Origin of the sequence: Nocardia sp. NRRL S-836, from assembly GCF_001279525.1 — a bacterium.
Taxonomy (GTDB): Bacteria; Actinomycetota; Actinomycetes; order Mycobacteriales; family Pseudonocardiaceae; genus Lentzea.
This window is the reverse complement of record NZ_LGDY01000014.1, coordinates 1-20,180: the sequence shown is the minus strand read 5'-3', so window position 1 is coordinate 20,180 and position 20,180 is coordinate 1. Positions and strand designations below refer to the sequence as shown.

The window sequence follows — 20,180 nt, the reverse complement described above, 5'->3', positions numbered from 1 at the left end:
TGTGCAGTCCATCAGGACTTTCTGAAGTTGTTGTGCAGCTCAGCTTCATTGGCGATGTTGCGCACCATGCCGCCGAACACGATGCCGTGGAACGGCCAGATGACCGCCCAGTAGAGGTGTCCGGCGAGCCCCTTGGGCACGAAGACGGCACGCTGGCGGTAAGTGGACCCGCCCCGCGGCCCGTCCGCCACTCGAAGCTCCAGCCAGGCCTGACCAGGCACCTTCATCTCCGCGCGCAACCGCAGCAGCCGCCCGCGTTCGATCTCCTCGACCCGCCACCAGTCGAGCGCGTCACCCACGTGCAGCCGGTGCGGATCACGCCGCCCGCGCCGCAGCCCGACCCCGCCCGCGAGCCGGTCGAGCCACCCGCGGATCGCCCAGGCCAGCGGGAACGAGTACCAGCCGCGTTCGCCGCCGATGCCTTCGACGACCTCCCACAACCGCTCGGGACCGGCCTTCGTCGCACGGCCGCGCTCGTCGACGTAGACCGACCCGCCCGACCAGTCGGGGTCGGTCGGCAGCGGCTCGCTCGGCGCCCCCGGCACCGACGCACCCGACCAGCGCGTCTCGACGTCGGCGTCGCGGATCTTCGCCAGCGCCAGCTCGACGGCCTGGTCGTAGCCGATGTTCTCGCCCGGCAGCAGCGCGCGGACGTCGTTCTCCCGGCACACGACCTCATGCACCAGCGACTCGATCAACGGCGTCGCGATCGACCGCGGCACCGGCGTGACCACGTTGACCCAGTGCGACGACAGCCCCGGCGTCAGCAGCGGCACCGGCAGCACCCGGCGCCGGGGCAGGCCGGCGACCCGCGCGTACCGCAGCATCATGTCGAGGTAGGTCAGCACGTCCGGCCCGCCGATGTCGAACGTCCGGTTCACCTGCAGCCCGGTGTCCAGCGCCGTCGCGTCCACCAGGTACCGCAGCACGTCCCGCACCGCGATCGGCTGGATCCGGTTGTGCACCCACCTCGGCGTGACCATGACCGGCAACCGCTCGGTCAGGTACCGCAGCATCTCGAACGACGCCGACCCCGACCCGATGATCACCGCCGCCTGCAGCACGACGGCGGGCACCGGCGAGCGCAGGAAGACCTCGCCCACCTCCTTGCGTGACGCGAGGTGCGGCGACAGCTCCACGTGCTCGGGGTGCAGCCCGCCCAGGTAGACGATCCGCTGCACACCCGCACGAGCGGCAGCCGCGGCCGTGTTCTCCGCCGCCCTGCGGTCCGCGTCCGCGAAGTCCTTCGAGTTCAACGAGTGCACCAGGTAGTGCACGACGTCGACGTCCCGCATCGTCGCGGACAGGTCGCCGAGCACGTCGCCGCGGACGATCTCGACGTCAGCGGCCCACGGCACGTCCCGCAGCTTCTCCGGCGAGCGCACCAGGCAACGCACCTGGTGCCCCTCGGCCAGCAGCCGGGGGACGAGCCGTCCACCGAGGTATCCGGTCGCACCGGTCACAAGACAACGCACATCCCGATCCTGCGCGCCCGCCGGGCGGTTCGCAGAACGGTCGCACGCCCGCAGTTCAGCCGAAGAGCGCCTTCTTCCGGTGCTTGATCAGCACCGATCCACCGCGCACGGCACCGCGGATCAGGAAGTGCGGGTTGCCGACGCCGTTGCGCACCTTGTCCTTGACGTCGCCCGCGGTGACCTCGACGCCGTCGATGTTCACCGACGCGCCGTCCGGCACGACGAGCTTCACCGAGCCGAACGACACGTCCAGCTCGATGGTCACCGACGGCGGCAGGGTGGCCTGCGTGAAGTCGAGGTCCGTCGAGCCGAGCACGTTGTGCACCACGAGCTGCGGCGGCACCACCCAGACGCCCTTGCGCACGGTGTTGCCCATCGTGTTCTTCAGCTCGACGCGCGGCCCGACCGCGGCCACGTCGGTGTTGACCATGCCGGGCAGGTCGATGAGCACCGCGTTGAGATCGGCCCTGGTCACGGCCGCGAGTGCGGTGTCGGTGCGGGTGGTGAACTCGTCGAGGGTGATCATTCCGCGCCCGACTGCCCTGTTCAGCAGGCTGACGACGTGCTCACGCTCGGCGTCGGACACTCGTAAGTCTCTGGGGTCGGTCATCGCTGTGCCTCCGGTTCGCTGTCGAGACCGTGCTCGATGGCATAACGCGCCAGCTCCACCCGGTTGTGCAGTTGGAGTTTCCGCAAAGTCGACTGGACGTGGTTCTCGACCGTGCGGTGGGAGATCACCAGGCGGTTCGCGATCTGGCGCGCGGTCAGCCCCTTCGCCACCAGCCGCAGCACCTCGGTCTCGCGTTCGGTGAGCTGCGGCTTGTCGTCCGAGTCGTCGGGCGCGGCGGCCATCCGCCGGTACTCGCCCAGCACCAGGCCCGCGAGCCCGGCGGTGAACACGGCGTCGCCGGCCGCGGTGCGGGCCACGGCCTCGACCAGCTCCTCCGCGGACGCGGACTTCACCAGGTAGCCGGACGCGCCCGCCTTCACGGCCTGCAGCACGTCGTCGTGCTCGCCGCTCGCGGACAGCACCAGCACCCGCGTGTCCGGCAGCTCACCGGTGATCAGCAGGGTGGCGTCGACGCCGGACAGCTCACCCAGGTTGAGGTCCATCAGCACGACGTTGGGCCGCACGGTCTTCGCGATGCGCACGGCGGAGGCGGCGTCACCCGCGGTCGCCACGACCGAGAAGCCGCGCTCCTGCAGGTCGCGTGCCACGCCCTCGCGCCACATCGGGTGGTCGTCGACCACCATCACCGAGACCGTCACTGCACCGCCCCCTTCCTGAACACCCGAACCTCCCACTCCGTGCCCTCCCCCGGCCCGGTCTGGAGCTCCAGCGTGCCGCCCAGCGAGGCCACCCGGCCCCTGATCGACTTCGCGATGCCCATCCGGCCCTCCGCCTCGGCCGAGGCGATCCGGCCCTCCGGGATCCCCTGCCCATCGTCCCTGACGCTCAGCACCACCTCGTCCCCGAGGTCTTCGAGCAGCACCCACGCCTTGGCGTCACGCCCGGCGTGCTTGTCCACGTTGGACAGCGCCTCGCGGACCAGTGACGTGAGCTCGCCCGCGGCCGCGGCGTTGAACATGACCTGCGTCGCCGGTGTGGAGACCTGGATCCTGGGCGTCGCGAGGAGCTGCAGGCCGGGACGGAGGTCGACCTCGCCGTCCACTGTGGAGTCCGACGGCGCGGCCGCCACGAGGTTGCGCAGCGCCACCTCCTGCTCGCCGGCCAGCTGCGCGAGCTCGGCGGCCTCGCCACCGACCTCCATCCCGCGCTTGCGCACGCGGGCGAGCACCTGCAGCACGCTGTCGTGGATCGAACGGGCCAGTCGTTCGCGTTCCGCCGTTGCCGCCTCGGTGCGCAACGCCTGCGCGAGCCGCACCGCCGAGCGCCGTGCCGTGGCCGAGGCCATGCCGACGACCATGCCCGCGCCCGCGAGCAGGACGACGTCGCGCAGCAGGTCGAGGCTCGGCACGCCCTTGGTCAGGTAGGTGGCGAGACCGACGGCCAGCCCGCCGGCGAACCCCGCGGCCGACCCGCCCAGCGCACCGAGCGCCACGGCGGGCACGCACGCCCAGATCGTGGTGATCAACGGCACGTTCTCGGTCAGCAGCTGGGGACTCGACATGATCAGCGGCGACAGCCCCATCAACCCGCAGGTCAGCGCCAGGTCGGCCAGCACGACCGGCCACCGCCGGCCCCACGTGGTGCTGTAGGCGCGGCTGGTGAACACGGACCACAGCGCCATCACCCCGAGCGTGGTCCACGCGAGCCACGGCCGGGTGTAACCGGATTGGTTCGCGATCACGTTCGCCGCCGCGAAGAGAAATGTGACTATGCGTAGCGCAACGGCCCCGCGCCACAGGGGCGTGGCCGGGTCGTCGATCACCTTCGTCACACGTTCGGCAGGCTGCTTGGGCACGCTGTGCTCCTTTCGCACCTCATCCTGCCGCGTGAACGTGCGCTGGCTAACCCCCAGGTGGCCGTCTTCTGCCGAACGGCCGAATGTGCGACGCTCTCCGGGTTCGGGGCAGCGCTCCCGTTGGGCGGGGGAGGGCAAGTACAGGTGCTTGACTGGCCGGTGTGGACACTGCGGCGGCGTGCCCTCGGCTACTGGTTGTTGATCGACGGATCAGCTCTCGTCCTCGTGACCTACGTGATCGTCTACTCCGAGCGCCCGTCACCCTCCGAAGTCGCCCGTTTCGCGGCGATCGCGGGCACCGCGGGAGCGGTGATCATCCTCAGCTCCATCTACAGCCACCGCATGGGCGAGACCGAGCGCAACCCGTGGGCCGCCCACCTCTCCTACCTGACCGCGGGCGTCCTGGCCCTGCCGCCGAACCTGCTGGTGCTGCTGCTCTTCGGCCCCGCCCTGCACTGCCTGCTCGCCCAGCGCCCGGAGACCCACCGCTGGGTCTTCACCCTGAGCGCCACCGCGTTGTCCGTCTTCGCCACCCGCTACCTGCTCGGCTGGCTGGACCCGAAGGCGAACCTGCTGCTGATGGTGTTCGCCGCGACCGTCCTGCTGGTGCTGCGCGCGGCCCTGATCGCCGTCGGCCTGAAGCTCCGCAACCCGTCCGCCACCTTCGAGGAGAACGTCGGCGAACCCATCGACGCCGTGCTGGGCATCGTCGCCGTCTCCATCGGCGGCCTCATGGGCTGCGTCGCCGAGTCGAACGCCATCCACGCCCTCATCGCCGGCCCGCCCCTGGCCCTGCTCGAACGCGCCGCCCAACTCCCCCAATGGCGCCGCTCCGCCCAGCGCGACGCGAAAACCGGCCTCGCCAACGCCGTCCACTGGGACAGCCGCGCCCGCTACGAGCTCACCAAGGGCTCCTCCCGCACCCGCCCCATGGCCGTGATGCTCCTCGACCTCGACCACTTCAAACGGGTCAACGACGAGGTCGGCCACCTCGCCGGCGACGCCGCACTGGCCGCGATCTCCCTGCTGCTGCGCGGCACCGTCCGCCGCGGCGACCTGGTCGGCCGCTTCGGCGGCGAGGAGTTCGTCGTCCTGCTCCCCGAAGCCACCCCCGACGAGGCCGAGTCGGTCGCCGAACGCGTCCGCAAGGCCGTGGCGGCACTGCGGGTGCCGACGATGGGCACCGACGGCAAACCGCACGAGCTGCGCGGCCTGACCGTGAGCATCGGCGTGTCGACCACGACCAGGTTCGGCTACGAGCTGCCGGACCTGCTGGTCGCGGCCGACGCGGCACTGCTGGCCGCGAAGGCGTACGGCCGCAACCTGGTCTCGATGGCCTGAAGCTCGGGCCTACAGCTCCTTCTGCCGCTCGCTCCGGTCGTCCGGCGGTGCGGACTCCTGCGGTTCCAGCACGTCCACCTTTTCCGGCTTCTGCACCGAGTCCGCGTCCGAGATCAGCGACCGGATGCCGGAGTTCAGCACCGCCAGCAACGGCACCGAGAGCAGCGCACCGGCGATGCCGCCCGCCACCAACCCGACGGCGATCGCGATCACGACCGCCAGCGGGTGCAGCTTCACCGCGCGCCCGAGCAGGATCGGCTGCAGCACGTGGGACTCCAGCTGCATCACGCCGATCAGCACCGCCAGCACGATCAGCGCCGCGATCGGGCCGTTGGTCACCAGCGCGATCAGCACCGCCACCGCGCCCGTGAACACCGCACCGATGATCGGGATGAACGCGCCGAGGAACACCAACGCCGACAACGGCACCACCAGAGGCACCCCGATGATCGCCAGGCCGATGCCGACGCCCACGGCGTCCACGACCGCGACCGCCGCCGTCGCGCGCACGTAGGAGACGAGCGAGGCGAACCCGCGGCGGCCGGCGACGTCGACACGGGGGCGGACGTCGCGGGGGAACGCGCGGGTCACGAACTTCCAGATGCCGTCGCCGTCGTGCAGGAAGAAGATCAGCGTGAACAGCGCCAGGAGCAGGCCCGTCAGCACCTCGCCCAGGGTGGCCGCCGTGGTGAGCGCGCCGGACGTGATCTCGGTCTGGTTCTCCTTGATCGTCTTCACGAGGTCGTTGAGGTAGCCCTGCAGCTGCGCGTCGGACAGGTGTGCCGGGCCGTCCTTCAGCCACTGCTGGATCGTGTCGAGCGAGGCCGACACCTGGGTCTGCAGCTCGGGCAGGCCGCGGGAGAACTCACTGATCACGAACGTCAGCACGCCGCCGAGCACGCCGATGCCGATGATCATCATCACCGTCGTCGCGACGCCGCGGGGGACCCGCCACTCGACCAGCTTCGCCACGCCGGGCGACAGCAGTGCGGCCAGCAGGAGGGCGACTGCGACGGGAATCACGATCGACGCGAGATAGCCCAGGACGTACGCGACCACGTACAACGCGGCCACCACCGCCACGAAGCGCCAGCTCAGGGCAGCGCTCACCCTCAGCAGCTTCGGGACGCGGCTGCTGATCTCCGACTCCGGTGCGCTCACGTGCCTCACGTTAACTGTTCGGGCCCTGGCCAACGCGGAACCTGGTAGGGATGATCCGGTTCGTCAGGGGAGGGCGGAAGTGATCAAGCCGGAAGACTTGACCGATGTCGAACGCCAGGTCGCCGGGGCTTATGCGGGCGGCACCGAGATCGACCTGACCGGGCAGAGCGTGCGCGGCGAGGTGCTCACCGGGTTGCTGACCGGCATGTACCGGGTGCCGCGCAAGGGATTGCCCGCTCTGCGTCTGCAAAACGCGCGGGTGACCGGCAAGTTCGAACTGGAGGGCACGCGCGTCACGCGGGTCATCGACCTCACGCACTGCGCGTTCGAGGAACCGCTCGACCTGCGCATGGCCCGGCTGATCGGCCTGCGGCTGCGCGGCACCCGCGTGCCCGGCATCCAGGGCCGCAACCTCCGGGTGTTCAGCGACCTCGTCCTCGAAGCCGGCTTCACCTGCACCGGCACCGTCGACCTCACCGACGCCGCCGTCGACGGCACGCTGCGGCTGGCCGGCGCCGTGCTGCGCGGCAACACCGACCACGCGCTGCTCGGCGCCCGCCTGCGGGTCTCGGGTTCGTTGCAGGCCATCGCGTTGCGGGCCAACGGCGAGGTGCGGCTGCGCGGTGCCGCGATCGGCGGCAGCGTCCACCTCGGTGGCGCGCGGCTGATCAACACCGGCAGGGACGCGCTGGAGGCGTCCGGGATCGTGGTGGCGGGCAACGTCTTCTGCAACGCCGAGGGCGGCCGGTTCACCGCGGACGGCCGGGTGCTGCTCGACGGTGCCCGCGTCGGCGGCAACCTCGAGTTCACCGGCGCCCGGCTGCACTCCGCCCACCGCGTCGACCACCAGGTGCTGGTCCTGCCGCACGGACTGGCCGACGAGGCCGCGACGCTCGTGGCCGACCGCGTCCGGGTCGAGGGCAACGTCGAGCTCGACGACGGCTTCACCAGCACCGGCACCGTCCGGCTGCCCAACGCGAGCATCGGCGGGTACCTGCGGCTGTCCGGCGCGGTGATCGGCCCGCGCGAGCTCGCGGAGGAGCTCGCCGGCGACATCACCAACCGCATCCCGGTCGCCATCCACGCCGACGGCATGCAGGTCCGCGGCGACGTCGAGGCCCGCAGCGCGGTCAACGGCACCGGCCTGCGCTCGCCCGCGTTGCAGACCTACGGCCAGGTGCGGCTGTCGAACGCGCACATCCAGGGCAGCGCCAGCATGTCCGGCGTCTCCCTGCACGGGCCCGGCATCGACGTCCTGTTCGCCGACCGGCTGGAGATCGGCGGCACGCTCTTCCTGCGCGAGCTGAAGGCCAAGGGCTCGATCCGGCTGCAGAACGCGAACATCGGTTCCACGCTCGACTGCTCCGGCGCCTCGCTGACGATGCCGCGGCTGCGTCCGAACGGCACGCAGAAACCGTCGCTCGACGCCCGTGCCATCACGATCGGCAAGGACCTGCTGTGCAGCCGCGGGTTCACCGCGGTCGGCGGCGTGCGGATCCGGCTGGGCGAGGTCGGCAAGATGGCCACGTTCAGCAACTCGCACCTCGGCTCCACGTCGGCCGACATCGCGCTCAACGCCTACGGGCTGACCGTGCACCAGTTCCGCCTGCACATCCCCGAGGGCCAGCAGCCGAAGGGCAAGGTCGTGCTGAGCCGCCTGCAGGCGATCTCGGTGACCGACGGGCCGGGGCTGTGGGACGCCGAGGGCGGCGTCGCCGTGGACGACTTCACGTTCGAGGGCATCACCGCCGACCCGGACGTGCCGGTGGAGACCCGGCTGAAGTGGCTGCTCAAGGTGCAGCCGGACTTCGCGCCCGGACCGTACGAGCAGCTCGCCGCCGTCTACCAGCAGGGCGGTGAGGAGGAGCTCGCGCAACGGGTCCAGCTGGAGAAGCAACGCCGCCGCTACTCCGAGCTCGGCTGGGCGGGCCGGGTCTGGGGCGGCGTGCAGCGGTGGACGGTCGGGTACGGCTACCGGCCGTGGCTGGCGATCTGCTGGCTCGGCGTGTTCTGGCTGGGCGGCGCGCTGTGGTTCAACTGGCACCCGATGGTCAAGCTCAACTCCGACGAGGACCCGGTGTGGAACGCCTGGCTCCTCGCGCTCGACCTGCTGATCCCGATCATCGACTTCGGCCACGACGGGAAGTGGCGGTTCACCGGCGCGTCGCAGTGGATCTCCGCGCTGCTCGTCGCCGTCGGCTGGGTGCTCGCCTCGACGGCCGCGGCCGGTGCGGCCCGCGTCCTGAAGCGCGTGTGACGGGGGCCACCGCGCTCGTCACACGATGTAGTTAACCGGGCGCTCTGGGCGTGCGTTCGGGGCGGCGCGGGTGGCATTGTCGGCCCCGTCGACTTGATCAGCATGATCGTCGGCGTCTCCCCGGAGCGTCACCCCAGAAGCGAGGTTCCCGCGTTGTCCTCTGCCGGTCTGCGAGCGAAGACGGGAGCGAACGGCATCCGCCGGTTCGCCACCCGAGCGCTGCTCGCCGTCGGTGGAGCGATCGCGGGCACGGCCGTCGCTTGGGCGCTCTCGACGGCTTCGGCGCACGCAGCCGACGAGCCGCAGCAGTTCGACGTGGTGACCAAGATCGTCTCCGTCGACGAGAAGCTGCCGGTCGTCGTGCCCGCTGCCACGGCCGTTCACAAGATCGATGAAACGTTGCGCGCCGAGCACGAGAAGGCGCGCACGGCACTGCCACAGGCGCAGGTCCACCAGACGATCGAGAAGATCGCCGCACAGGTCCTGCCCCGCGTCACCACGGCCGTCACGCCCACCACCCCCGCGACCTCGCGGGCCATGGACGTGACGTACGAGGCGGCGCCGGCGGTCACCCCCGAGGCCGGACAGTCGCCGGTCGCGAAGGTGTTCACGAAACTCACCGGCCCCACCGGTGCCACCTGGACGAAGCTGCTCGAGACCCGCCACCTCGTGGTGCCGTCCGAGCAGCACCCGTCCCTGCCCGCCGACCCGTCTCCCAAGCTGCCCGTTCCGGCGCCCGCGCCGGTGCAGTGCACGTGTGGTTCCGACGGGTCTGGTGCTGCGGGCGGCAGCAGCAAAGCTGCCTTCGCTGCGTCCGGCGACATTCCCGGCATCTCGGTGGCGCGCGCTCTTGCGCCGTCCACCGACGAGGTGACCGTGAAGCCGGGCAAGCAGCCTGGTACCACCCCCGACTGATCTCAGCGCGCGGTCCGCGGCAGCCCTCTCCCCTGGCTGTCCGGAAGTCGACCGTCGCGCTTTTTCTCATGCGCTCCTTCCGGTCGGCACCGCGTGCACTCCCCCGGTGATGACGCGACCCCACGCGTCCGGCCCCACCCCCGTGAACCCCCCTGACAACAGGGGCTTTGGAAGGAGATCGAATGCAGACCTGGGCAAAGCGCGGAATCCAGTCCGCGTTTGTCACTGGTGGTTTGCTGATGCTCGGTACGGGCATCGCTTCTGCTCAGGAGAACGTCAACCCGGATGCCGCCCCTCCGGTCGTTGACGCGGGTGCGTCGGTTCCGGTCAAGATCGACCAGAACAACCTGGCCAACCCGGCGAGGAACGTGAGCGCGCCGACGGTCGACCGCACGATCAGCACGGACCGCGTCGCGAACGCGGTGCCGACCAGGACGACCGCACCGGTCGCCACGAACCCGCTGTTCCGCTCGGTGAGCGGCCGGCTGCAGGACACCGCGACGTCCAACGCCCGCGGCAACACGCTCCAGGCGCACGCCGATGTGCCGGTCAACGTCTGCGGCAACCAGATCTCGGCCCTCGCCGACGGCGCCACGGCCGCCGACTGCGCGCAGGACCTGAACCGCGACGGCAGCGTCAAGACGACCGGCCAGGGCCAGGCGGTCGCCGGCAACGTCGTCGCCGTCAACCACGTCCTGCCCGCGCAGGTCACCGGCAACTCGTTCGCCGCGGGTGGCAACGCCGCGAACGACACGGCCGCACGCCAGACCGGTACCACCGGCGGCAACATGATCACCAACGGTGACAAGGGCTCCCTCTCCGGCAACATCATCGCCGAGCAGGGCGCGACCCCGGTCCAGATGACCGGCAACGCCGTGGGCGCGGGCGGTATCGCCGAGTCCCGCTCCACCGCGGACACGATCTCGAAGTCCTACGGCATGCTGCAGACCAGCGGCAAGGACAGCACGCTGTCCGGCAACGCGGGCCAGGTCCCGCTGGCCCCGCTCGTCGAGGTGAACGGCAACTCGGCCGCCGGTGCGGGCAACGCCGCCACCGACTCCAAGCAGTCCGGCACCGCTCACGCCGGCGACCGCGTGTGGACCAACGGCGACCCGGCCACGCTGGCCGGCAACGTCGCCAAGACGCCGCTCGCCGGCCCGATCACGCTCGACGACAACGCGGCAGCCGCGGGTGGCAACGCCTACGCGACCAGCGAGACGGTCAACCAGTCGCGTGCGGCCGGCAACACCAACACGGCGGGCAACGGCTCCTCGGCCTCGGGCAACATCGCCGACACCCCGATCTCGCTGCCCGTCGCGGCCGGTGGCAACGCCGCGTCGCTCGTCGGCAACAGCGGGGCCGACCACGCCAACTCGGCCGACTCGGTCGCCGGTGGCAACAACTGGACCAAGGGCCACGACTCGGTCCTGTCCGGCAACGTCGCGAACGTCCCGCCGGCCACGGCCCTGGACGTGTGCGGCAACGGTGCCTCCGGCGCTGGTCAGTCCACCGGCACCTGCGTCAACGACGTGCGGTCGGAGACCGGTGGCTACCAGGGCACGACGGGTAACAACTCGGTCCTCTCCGGCAACGTCGCGCAGACGCCGCTCGCCGCGCCTGCCGAGCTCTACGGCGCCGCCGCGACCGTCGGTGGCCAGGCCACCGGTTCCGCGGACGAGGTCAAGGACATCCGCTCCACCGGCGAACCGAACACCGTGGACGACCGCGGCACCGTCTCGTCGAACATCGTGACCGCGCCGACCGCCGCGGCCGCACAGGTCTTCGGCGACACCGCGGGCCTGGTCGGCAACACCACGTCGACCAGCGCCAACGACACCTCGGTCACCGCCGGTGATGACCCCAAGGCGACCGGCCGCAAGTCCTCGGTCTCCGGCAACGTCTTCCAGGTCCCGACCTCGACGCCGGCCCAGGTGTTCGGCGACGGCGTCACCCTCGTCGGCAACAACGAGGCGCACGCCGACAACGCCACCGACATGAAGTCCGGTGGCGACGCCAAGACCGACGGCTCCCAGAGCTCCATCGGCGGCAACGCCGTCTCGGCACCGGTCGCGTCGGCCACCCAGGTCATGGGCTGGTCGGTCGGTGGTGGCGGCAACGTCAACTCCACCTCCAGCAACGACCTCGACTCGGTCGCGGGCGGCGACGTCCAGAGCACCGGCGAGCGCGGCTCGATCGCCGGCAACCTGATCGGCGCGCAGGCCACGCCGTTCGTGCCGGTCCCCGGCAACTCGGTCTCGGCGGCCGGTCTCACCACCTCGGACTCCGCCACCGACACCGACGTCCAGGCCGGCGAGGACTCGAAGACGTCCGGCAAGGACGGCTCGGTCTCCGGCAACCTGCTGCACGTGCCCGCCAACGCGGCCGTCCAGCCCTACGCGGACGCCATCGCGGCCGCGGGCTCGGCCTCGACCTGGACCGACAAGGGCTCGAACACCCAGGCCGGCGGCCAGATGGGCACCGTGGGCGAAGGCCCGCTGTCCGGTCGTGAGGCGACCGTTCCTGCGGAGGCCGCGGCCAACGTCCGCCGCATCCCCGTCGAGCTGGTCGGCCAGGCCTTCACCAACGGCACGAGCGACGACACCCAGCTCACCGGCGAGGACGAGGGCACCCTGCGTGCCACCCAGCTCAAGGGCATCGAGCTGCCCAAGGGCATCGACAAGCTGATGGGCCCGACCGAGGTCCCCGCGTTCCAGGGCCTGCCGTCCCTCAAGACGCTGCCCGTGAACACGCTGCCCTCGCTGGGCGGCCTCGGCGGTCTCACCGGCCTGGCCGGTCAGCTGCCCATCGGCAAGCTGCCCGTCGGCCAGCTCCCGATCGGCAAGCTGCCCGTGGGTCAGCTCCCGGTCGGCCAGTTGCCCGTCGGCCAGTTGCCCGTCGGCAAGCTGCCGGTCGGCAAGCAGCTCCCGGTCGGCAAGCTGCCGGTCGGCAAGCTGCCCGTGGGTCAGCTGCCCGTCGGCAAGCAGCTGCCCGTGGGTCAGCTGCCGGTGAACAAGCTCGGAAAGCAGCGCGCCGAGCTGCCCCTGGGCCAGAACAGCGCCGCGAACCTGACCCCGAACATCCAGGGTCTCCCGCTCGCGCAGGTGCTGAACGCCGCCCAGGGCCTGCTGTCCGGTGCGCCCACCCAGCGCTCGGTGCCGTCCCTGCCGGTGACCGCTCCGGCTCTGCCGGCGCTGCCGGTCCGCCTGCCGGTGCCGACCGAGCGTTCGATGCCCACCGTGCCCACGCTGCCCGTCGCCGGTCCGACCACCATCTCGGGCCTGAAGCTGAACCCGACCACTGGTCTGGGCCAGTCGAAGGAGCGTTCGATGCCGACCCTGCCGGCCGACGTCCCGGCGCTCAGCATGATCGACCCGGCCAACGTGTTCCAGCGCGTGGCGGGCACGCTGTAAGGGTCGTACGACCCCGTAAGATCGCCCTGAGTCACCTCAGGTTGTAACACCCTCCTCCGGTAAGAAGCCGAGCCCCGGCGACACGACGGTGTCGCCGGGGCTCAGTGCTGTGGTGCGGGGACGGCCTTCTCGGCGGCGCGGCTGGTCGCTTCCCAGGCCGCCCAGGTGTCCATGCGGCGCCGGGACAGGTCGAAGGCGACGTCGTAGACCATGCTGCCCAGCAGGAGCCGCAGCGGCGGGTCGTCGCTGGTCACGAGGGTCATGACCGCCTCGGCGGCGAGGTGCGGCTCGCTGTCCACCGAGCCCTCCGCCCACTGCTGCTCCAGCTCCGCGCGGAGCTGGTCGTAGGCCGGGTTCGGCGTGGTGGCCGTGCTGCTGGTGTAGAGGTCGGTCCAGTAGCCGCCGGGCTGGACGATGGTGACCTTGACGCCGAACCGCGCCGCCTCGGCGGCGAACGCCTCGCTCATCCCCTCGAGCGCGAACTTGCTGGCGCTGTAGAGGCCGGTGCTCGGGAACCCGCCGAGCGCGCCGATGCTGGAGATCTGCAGGACGTGACCACCGCCGTTCGCGCGCAGGTGCGGCAGCACGGCCTGGCTCACCCACAGCGCGCCGAAGAAGTTGACCTCCAGCTGGGCACGGGCCTCGGCCTCGGTGAACTCCTCCACCATCCCGGTGAACAGCGCACCGGCGTTGTTCACCACGACGTCGAGCCGGCCGAAGTGCTCGACCGCCCGGCCGACGACGTCGAAGACCGCCGAGCGGTCGGTGACGTCGAGGGGCAGTGCCAGCAGGCGGCCGGGGTGCCGGGTGGCGAGCGCGTCGAGCGGTGAGACGTCACGTGCCGCGCCGACGACCCGGTCACCGGCGGCGAGGGCGGCCTCGGTGAAGGCGCGGCCGAGACCGCGGCCGTCCCCGATCCCAGCCGGCGCAGCGAGACCGCGCGGCGGGCCGTCCTCACCGCCGCCATCGACCTGGTCGGGGAGGTGGGGTACGCGAAGCTCAGCATCGAGGGCATCGCCCACGCGGCCGGTGTCGGCAAGCAGACCATCTACCGGTGGTGGCCGTCGAAGGGCGCGGTGCTGTTCGACGCCTTCCTCGCGATGGCCGGCGAGGGCGAGGCGGCGGCGTTGCCCGACACCGGTGACCTGGCGGCGGACCTGAAGCTGGTCCTGCGCGCCACGGTCGACGAGCTCAACGACCCGCGCTTCGACCAGGCCATGCGCGCGATGCACACCGAGATCGTCCACGACCCGGCGCTGGCCGCCGACTACGCGCGACGGCTCGACGGCCCGATGCGCGAGCTGAAGAAAGCCCGCCTGCGCGCCGCCCAGGAGGCCGGTCAGCTGGCCGAGGACGTCGACCTGGACGTGGCCGTCGACCTGGTGTTCGGGCCGGTCCTCCACCGCTGGCTGCACCGCACCGCTCCCCTGACCAGCGAGTACGCCGACCAGGTGGTGGACACGGCCCTGCGCGGCCTCCAGCCGCGCTAGTGCTCGGGCTGTGCCGGAACGGTCTTGCTGAGCAGGGTGCCGCGCGGGGTGAAGCCGCAGGCGCCGTAGAACGAGACGGCGGCGGTGTTCGTCGCGAAGATGCCGGCGTAGAGGGTGGACACGCCGTGCGCGGCGGCGACCTCTTCCGCCGCGGCGACCAGGGCGGCCCCGATGCCCCGGCCGCGGTGGGTGTCGAGGACGACGGTGTGGAGGTCGGCGCCGGTGCGCGGCACCAGGATCTGGTGGTCGGGCGCGGGCGGCAGCAGGACCACCTCCGCCATGCCGACCACGGATCCGTCCACCTCGGCGACCGTGATCAGCGCCGAACCGAGGACCGACTCGAAGTGGCGGCGCACCGCCTCCGCGTCCGGCACCCGGTAGATCCGCGGGTCCAGGGCGACGTGCCGAGCGGCGTTGGCGAGCCGCAACGCGACGAGGGCGGGTACGTCGGCAAGCTCAGCCGGCCGTAGAACCGCAGCAGATCCGTTCGTCATCAGGCCAGAGACTCGCTATCGGTGCGTAGGCGGGCATGTGTACGTCGCGCCACCCCGCGGTGCAACGTCCGGGCCGGGGTTGCGCGCTGCCGCGATCAGCCCGCGCGACCGGCGGCCACCGGGCGTGGGAGAAGAGCCAGCGCGGTTTCGGCGATGCCGTGCAACGAGGCCGCGCTCTTCCCGGCCTTGCCCAGTGCCTCGATCCCGCGCAGAGCGGCCAGCAACAGTCCCGCCAGCGCACGCGGGTCGGCGTCCGGGTCGATGTCGCCGTGCCGCTGCGCCTTCTCCAGGCACGCCACGAAGAGGTCTTCCAAGAACTCGAAGGTGCGCAACGCGCGGGCGGCCACGGCCGGGTCCTGGCCGGAGAGCTCCGCGGTGCCCCTCGCCAGCAGGCAGCCGCGGCGTTCGACGTCCGCCGCGGTGCTGGCCGCCACGGCGTGGACGTGTGCGCTCAGCCGCTCGAACGCCTCGGAGTCCGGGCCGGCCAGGGCCTGCTCGACCTGCTCGCTGACGTCGGTGCAGTAGCCGTCGAACACCCGCAGGTACAGCTGGTGCTTGTCGCCGAAGGCGCCGTAGAGGCTGCCCTTGCCGAGGCCGGTCGCCGCCGCCACCTCGTCGATGCTGGTCGCGGCGTATCCGGTCGTGGCGAACCGCTCCCGCGCCGCCCGCAGGACCTGCGCCTCGTCGAAGCTCCGTGGTCTCGCCATGCCAGTCATCCTACCCGTTCTTGACGAACCGTTCCATAACTCGTATGTTCTGGAATGTGCAGTCCATAATGGCTGCCGGACACGAGCGAGGACAGCAGAAATGACCACCGTGCTAGCGGAAGACAACGTGCAGGCGGCTGGCAAAGCCCTGGCGGGCAAGGTCGCCCTGGTGACCGGGGCCAGTACCGGTATCGGCCGCGCCATCGCCGAACGGTTCGTCGCCGAGGGCGCCCACGTGTTCATCACCGGACGACGGCAGGCCGAGCTCGACGCGGCGGCCGCCGAGATCGGCTCGAACGTCGAGGCCATCCGGACCGACTCGTCCGACCTGGCCGACCTGGACGCCCTCTACCGCACGATCGAGCAGCGCAAGGGCCGCATCGACGTGCTGGTCGCCAACGCCGGCGGCGGAGTGGCCGGTCCACTGGCCGAGGTGACCGAGGAGGTGTTCGACAAGACCTTCAGCACCAACGTGAAGGGCGTGCTGTTCACCGTGCAGAAGGCGTTGCCGCTGCTCGCCGCGAACGCCTCGGTGATCCTCACCGGCTCGACCAGCTCACTGCGGCCGACCCTGGGCCTCGGCGTCTACTCGGCGAGCAAGGCAGCGGTCCGCAACCTGGCCCGGTCCTGGATCATCGAGCTCGGCGCGAGTGGCGTCCGGGTCAACGTGCTGAGCCCCGGCCCGACGAAGACGCCCGGACTGCTCGGCCTGGTCCCCTCCGGCCAGGAGCAGGCCCTGCTCGACGAGGCGACGGCGGGAGTGCCACTCGGCCGGGTCGGTGATCCGGCCGAGATCGCCAACGCCGCGGTCTTCCTCGCCTCCGACCAGGCGAGCTTCGTCAACGGCATCGAGTTCTTCGTCGACGGCGGCCAGGCGCAGATCTAGAGAACCCGGCCAGACCAATGGGGAGTCGCCGCAGGAACCGAAGCCCTGCGGCCACCCCGCCCGCGTTACTGCTGGGCCAGGTCCGAGAAGCGGCTGTAGTGCAGCTGGTGGGCGACGGTGATGGTGGCCGTGGGGCCGGCGCGGTGCTTGGCGATGATCAGGTCGGCCTCGCCGGCACGGGGGTCGTCGCGTTCCCACGCGTCCGGGCGGTTGATCAGGATGACCATGTCGGCGTCCTGTTCGAGGGAGCCGGACTCACGCAGGTCGGAGAGCATCGGGCGCTTGTCGGTGCGTTGCTCGGGACCGCGGTTCAGCTGGGAGATCGCGATGACCGGGACCTCGAGCTCCTTGGCGATCAGCTTGAGCGACCGGGAGAACTCCGAGACCTCCTGCTGACGTGACTCGGTGCGCTTGCCGGAGCTCATCAGCTGGAGGTAGTCGACCACCACCAGCTTGAGGTCGTGGCGCTGCTTGAGGCGGCGGGCCTTGGCGCGGATCTCCATCATCGTCAGGTTCGGGCTGTCGTCGACGAACAACGGCGCCTCGCTGATCTCGCTCATCCTGCGGGCGAGGCGGGTCCAGTCGTCGTCGCTCATCTTGCCACCGCGCATGTCGCCGAGGCGGATGCGCGCCTCCGCGGAGAGCATGCGCATGACGATCTCGGTCTTGCTCATCTCCAGGCTGAAGATGGCGCTGGTCAGGCCGTGCTTCACCGAGCACGAGCGGGCGAAGTCCAGGCCCAGCGTCGAGTTGTGGGTCGGGATCATCGTCTCGCCGGCCAGGTACAGGTGGTCGTGGTTGTCGACCTCCACGCACCGCACCGGCACGGACGCGACCGGGCGCACCGCCACGATCTCCACCTGGGAGTGCTCGCCGAGACCGGCGATCAGCTCGTCGACGTCGCGGCGCAGCCGGGCGAACCGGCCGTCGATGTGCAGGGCCGCCAGCAGCTCCGTCCGCTGGGCCCGAGACGCGCGCAGGTAGGCGGCCGGGATGTGCGGCTCGTCGGCCAGGCCGAGCTCCTTGGCCACGCGCAGCTCGTCGTCGGTCAGCTCCAGCTCGCCCAGGCCGGACAGGAACTTGCCCAGCGAGTCGGGCGCCAGCGGCAGCTCGGCCGCCGGCAGCTCCCAGGCCGCAGACATGCGGATGAACACGCGGCACACACCGACGCGGTGGAACAGCTGCTGCGTCGTGCGGATCGCCCAGAACCCGCCGGTCTCGCTGCACGACTCGGTCAGCCACTGGTGCTCGGCGTCGGCGACGATCACCGTGCCGTCGGAGAACGCGACCTCGAAGCACGGGCGGCCGGTCATCACCCCGGTCGCGGCGACCACGCGGGTCGGGCGGCCGTCGGCGCCGATCAGGTGGTCGCCCACCGCCACGGAACCCATCGTCGTCCAGCCGGACGGGGTCGGCAGCGGCGTGTCGAGCGCCAGCGCCTTGCCGACACCGGGACGCGCGGCGACGATGATCATCTGGCCGGGGTGCAGGCCGTTCGTCAGCTCGTCCAGGTCGGCGAAGCCGGTCGGGATGCCGAGCGACTGGCCACCGCGCGAGGCGATGGCGTCGATCTCGTCCATCGTCGGCTGGAGCAGGTCCTCCAGCACCGCGTAGTCCTCGGTCGTGCGGCGGTCGGTCACCTCGTAGATCGCCGACTGCGCGCGGTCGACCACCTCGTCCACGTCCGCGCCCTCGGCGCCGTTGTACCCGAGCTGCACGATGCGGGTGCCCGCCTCGACCAGCCTGCGCAGCACCGCCTTCTCCGCCACGATCTCGGCGTAGTACCCGGCGTTCGCCGCCGTCGGGACCGTCGCGATCAGCGTGTGCAGGTACGGCGCGCCACCCACGCGCAGCAGCTCGCCGCGGCGCTCCAGCTCGGCGGAGATCGTGATCGGGTCGGCGGGCTCGCCGCGGCCGTAGAGGTCGAGGATGCAGTCGTAGATCGCCTGGTGCGCCGGGCGGTAGAAGTCGTTCGGCGCGAGCGCCTCGATCACGTCCGCGATGGCGTCCTTGGACAGCAGCATGCCGCCCAGCACCGACTGCTCAGCGGCGAGGTCCTGCGGCGGCTGACGTTCGAAACTGGGCTCCGCCATACCCCGGTCGTCGACCAGCGCCACTGCCAAATCACCCCTGCGAAAGACGTCGAGAGCCGGTGCGCGTCACCTAGTTGTACCGCGCGGCACCGACAATTCCGGACGGCCACGCTGTGCGATGCCGCCACCCGTGCTGCGACGCTAGAGGGACCCGTCCGGAGCAAGCAAACCGGTGTGTGGATCGCCCTGTGGACAACTGGGGGACAACCTGTGGATGGCCGTGCACAGGGGCGCGGACGCTGGGGACAACCTGTTGACAACCGGTGGAGTGACAGAAGTAACTGCAGCTCAGTGGCTGTGTACAAGTTGTGGAAGAAGTTGTGCGCCACAGCCTCGGCGTGTCGCGAAAAAACGCTTCTTCGGCGTGTCGCGGGGTGGCGGAGCACATCGGTTATCCACAGGAAGTGGACAAAGAGCCGATGCTCCGAACGAGCGAAAGCGCCACCCACCCGGAGTATCGGGTGGGTAGCGCTTCAACTGTGCGAACGAGCCGTCAGCGGCGAGAAGGGCTGACTACTCGCCCGTGGTGACGTGAACCGGCAGCGTGAGGGTGACCTCCGGGTGGAGGCGAACCGTCACGGAGTGGTTGCCGGTGGTCTTGATGTGACCCGGCAGCTCGATGGCGCGCTTGTCCAGGACCGGACCACCGGCGGACTTGACGGCAGCCGCCACGTCCGACGCGGTGACCGAGCCGAACAGCTTGGAGCTGCCGGCGGCGGCCTTGGCCTTGAGCGTCACGGAGAGACCCTCGAGCGCGGTCTTGATCTCCTTGGCGTGGTCCAGGTCGCGCACGCGCCGGGTGTCCTGCGCGCGGGTGATGACCTGGATCTGCTTCTGCGCACCGCGGGTCGCGACGATCGCGAGACCGCGCGGGAGCAGGTAGTTGCGGCCGTAGCCGTCCTTGACCTCGACGATGTCGCCGGGAGCGCCAAGGCCGGAAACGTCAGCGGTGAGGATGAGCTTCATCGCGGTGTCTCCTTTCCTTAGCGAGCGGTCGAGGTGTAGGGCAGCAGCGCCATCTCACGGGCGTTCTTCACGGCAACAGCGACGTCGCGCTGGTGCTGCGAGCAGTTGCCGGTGACGCGGCGGGCACGGATCTTGCCGCGGTCGGAGATGAACTTCCGCAGCAGCGTCGTGTCCTTGTAGTCGATCAGGTTTGCGCTCTTGTCCTTGCAGAAGGCACAGACCTTCTTCTTGGGCTTGCGCACAGGCGGCTTGGCCATGTGTCTCTAACTCCTGGAATACGCAGTGATCAAGTTCTGGATGACCGGTGCAGTGGTCTAGAAGGGGGGCTCGTCGGCGAAGCCACCCGAGCCGGCCGGCGGGGCGGAACCCCACGGGTCGTCAGCGGGCGCGCCACCGCCGCCGCGAGACTGCTGGCCACCGCCGCCGCCGAAGCCGCCGCCGCCACCACCGTCTCCACGGCTGACCTTGTTGACCTTCGCGGTCGCGTAGCGCAGCGAGGGGCCGATCTCGTCGACCTCCAGCTCCACGACAGTGCGCTTCTCGCCTTCCTTCGTCTCGA

General features: G+C 70.8%; 17 protein-coding genes and 1 pseudogene. 6 read left to right on the top strand and 12 right to left on the bottom strand.

Annotated elements, in window-relative coordinates; translation table 11 throughout:
• Positions 1-11: 11 nt before the first annotated feature.
• Genes ADL03_RS04150 through macS form a run of 4 tightly spaced genes read right to left on the bottom strand, consistent with a single transcriptional unit; the run spans position 12 to position 3,901 of the window.
• Complete coding sequence (locus ADL03_RS04150) at positions 12-1,475, bottom strand: SDR family oxidoreductase (RefSeq protein ID WP_053732027.1); 1,464 nt, start codon at positions 1,473-1,475, stop codon at positions 12-14.
• A 55-nt stretch (positions 1,476-1,530) separates the two neighbouring features.
• Positions 1,531-2,085 (bottom strand): DUF1707 domain-containing protein, encoded by a 555-nt coding sequence (locus ADL03_RS04145; RefSeq protein ID WP_053732026.1) that lies wholly within the window; start codon positions 2,083-2,085, stop codon positions 1,531-1,533.
• Positions 2,082-2,729 carry a response regulator transcription factor gene (locus ADL03_RS04140; RefSeq protein ID WP_157527963.1) on the bottom strand — a complete coding sequence of 216 codons (648 nt, stop codon included), beginning with the start codon at positions 2,727-2,729 and terminating at the stop codon, positions 2,082-2,084. The genes ADL03_RS04145 and ADL03_RS04140 overlap by 4 nt, the downstream gene beginning before the upstream one ends.
• An 11-nt stretch (positions 2,730-2,740) precedes the next feature.
• Positions 2,741-3,901 (bottom strand): MacS family sensor histidine kinase, encoded by a 1,161-nt coding sequence (macS, locus tag ADL03_RS04135; protein WP_231641470.1) that lies wholly within the window; start codon positions 3,899-3,901, stop codon positions 2,741-2,743.
• A gap of 144 nt (positions 3,902-4,045) precedes the next feature.
• Between macS and ADL03_RS04130 the strand changes: the two genes are divergently transcribed.
• Positions 4,046-5,242, top strand: coding sequence for a diguanylate cyclase (locus tag ADL03_RS04130; RefSeq protein WP_053732024.1), 1,197 nt, complete (start codon positions 4,046-4,048; stop codon positions 5,240-5,242).
• Between the two features lie 9 nt (positions 5,243-5,251).
• On the opposite strand, the gene ADL03_RS04125 is transcribed toward ADL03_RS04130, so the two are convergent.
• Positions 5,252-6,403 (bottom strand): AI-2E family transporter, encoded by a 1,152-nt coding sequence (locus ADL03_RS04125; RefSeq protein WP_053732023.1) that lies wholly within the window; start codon positions 6,401-6,403, stop codon positions 5,252-5,254.
• A 79-nt stretch (positions 6,404-6,482) separates the two neighbouring features.
• On the opposite strand from ADL03_RS04125, the gene ADL03_RS04120 reads away from it, so the two are divergent.
• From ADL03_RS04120 to ADL03_RS04110, 3 genes are all read left to right on the top strand, one after another.
• Positions 6,483-8,660 (top strand): hypothetical protein, encoded by a 2,178-nt coding sequence (locus ADL03_RS04120; RefSeq protein ID WP_053732022.1) that lies wholly within the window; start codon positions 6,483-6,485, stop codon positions 8,658-8,660.
• 153 nt (positions 8,661-8,813) lie between these two features.
• On the top strand, positions 8,814-9,575 hold the full coding sequence (locus ADL03_RS04115; RefSeq protein WP_157527946.1) for a hypothetical protein: 762 nt from the start codon (positions 8,814-8,816) through the stop codon (positions 9,573-9,575).
• 239 nt (positions 9,576-9,814) lie between these two features.
• A complete protein-coding gene (locus ADL03_RS04110; protein ID WP_053732020.1) occupies positions 9,815-12,985 on the top strand; it encodes a chaplin family protein in 3,171 nt (1,056 codons plus the stop codon).
• A gap of 101 nt (positions 12,986-13,086) precedes the next feature.
• Here the strand turns inward: ADL03_RS04110 and ADL03_RS04105 are convergent, their stop codons facing one another.
• A complete protein-coding gene (locus tag ADL03_RS04105; protein ID WP_231641468.1) occupies positions 13,087-14,007 on the bottom strand; it encodes an SDR family NAD(P)-dependent oxidoreductase in 921 nt (306 codons plus the stop codon).
• On the opposite strand from ADL03_RS04105, the gene ADL03_RS04100 reads away from it, so the two are divergent.
• Positions 13,951-14,475 carry a TetR/AcrR family transcriptional regulator gene (locus tag ADL03_RS04100; protein ID WP_053732019.1) on the top strand — a complete coding sequence of 175 codons (525 nt, stop codon included), beginning with the start codon at positions 13,951-13,953 and terminating at the stop codon, positions 14,473-14,475. The genes ADL03_RS04105 and ADL03_RS04100 overlap by 57 nt on opposite strands.
• On the opposite strand, the gene ADL03_RS04095 is transcribed toward ADL03_RS04100, so the two are convergent.
• Both ADL03_RS04095 and ADL03_RS04090 read right to left on the bottom strand, forming a co-directional pair.
• Entirely contained in the window at positions 14,472-14,969 is a 498-nt protein-coding gene (locus ADL03_RS04095; protein WP_082372866.1) for a GNAT family N-acetyltransferase, read from the bottom strand. The two genes, ADL03_RS04100 and ADL03_RS04095, sit on opposite strands and share 4 nt — an antisense overlap.
• 95 nt (positions 14,970-15,064) lie before the next feature.
• The gene (locus tag ADL03_RS04090) at positions 15,065-15,676 is read right to left on the bottom strand and encodes a TetR/AcrR family transcriptional regulator (RefSeq protein WP_053732017.1); all 612 of its coding nucleotides are present in this window, start codon (positions 15,674-15,676) and stop codon (positions 15,065-15,067) included.
• Between the two features lie 100 nt (positions 15,677-15,776).
• Here ADL03_RS04090 and ADL03_RS04085 point away from each other — a divergent pair, with 100 nt between their 5' ends.
• Positions 15,777-16,562, top strand: a complete 786-nt coding sequence (locus ADL03_RS04085) for an SDR family NAD(P)-dependent oxidoreductase (RefSeq protein ID WP_053732016.1) — start codon at positions 15,777-15,779, stop codon at positions 16,560-16,562.
• A 65-nt stretch (positions 16,563-16,627) separates the two neighbouring features.
• On the opposite strand, the gene dnaB is transcribed toward ADL03_RS04085, so the two are convergent.
• The 4 genes and pseudogenes from dnaB to ADL03_RS04065 all read right to left on the bottom strand — a co-directional run.
• On the bottom strand, positions 16,628-18,679 hold the full coding sequence (gene dnaB / locus ADL03_RS04080; RefSeq protein ID WP_053732015.1) for a replicative DNA helicase: 2,052 nt from the start codon (positions 18,677-18,679) through the stop codon (positions 16,628-16,630).
• Between the two features lie 489 nt (positions 18,680-19,168).
• Positions 19,169-19,621 carry a 50S ribosomal protein L9 gene (rplI, locus tag ADL03_RS04075; RefSeq protein ID WP_053732014.1) on the bottom strand — a complete coding sequence of 151 codons (453 nt, stop codon included), beginning with the start codon at positions 19,619-19,621 and terminating at the stop codon, positions 19,169-19,171.
• A gap of 17 nt (positions 19,622-19,638) precedes the next feature.
• Positions 19,639-19,878 carry a 30S ribosomal protein S18 gene (gene rpsR, locus ADL03_RS04070; protein ID WP_030465683.1) on the bottom strand — a complete coding sequence of 80 codons (240 nt, stop codon included), beginning with the start codon at positions 19,876-19,878 and terminating at the stop codon, positions 19,639-19,641.
• Between the two features lie 57 nt (positions 19,879-19,935).
• Positions 19,936-20,180, bottom strand: a pseudogene (locus tag ADL03_RS04065) (single-stranded DNA-binding protein); the annotation flags it as partial.

Coding starts and splice junctions, on each gene's coding strand:
- ADL03_RS04145 (WP_053732026.1), bottom strand. CDS start 2,085: ATGACCGACCCCAGAGACTTACGAGTGTCCGACGCCGAGCGTGAGCAC.
- ADL03_RS04140 (WP_157527963.1), bottom strand. CDS start 2,729: ATGGTGGTCGACGACCACCCGATGTGGCGCGAGGGCGTGGCACGCGAC.
- ADL03_RS04110 (WP_053732020.1), top strand. CDS start 9,815: ATGCTCGGTACGGGCATCGCTTCTGCTCAGGAGAACGTCAACCCGGAT.
- ADL03_RS04095 (WP_082372866.1), bottom strand. CDS start 14,969: ATGACGAACGGATCTGCTGCGGTTCTACGGCCGGCTGAGCTTGCCGAC.
- ADL03_RS04090 (WP_053732017.1), bottom strand. CDS start 15,676: ATGGCGAGACCACGGAGCTTCGACGAGGCGCAGGTCCTGCGGGCGGCG.
- ADL03_RS04085 (WP_053732016.1), top strand. CDS start 15,777: ATGACCACCGTGCTAGCGGAAGACAACGTGCAGGCGGCTGGCAAAGCC.
- rplI (WP_053732014.1), bottom strand. CDS start 19,621: ATGAAGCTCATCCTCACCGCTGACGTTTCCGGCCTTGGCGCTCCCGGC.
- rpsR (WP_030465683.1), bottom strand. CDS start 19,878: ATGGCCAAGCCGCCTGTGCGCAAGCCCAAGAAGAAGGTCTGTGCCTTC.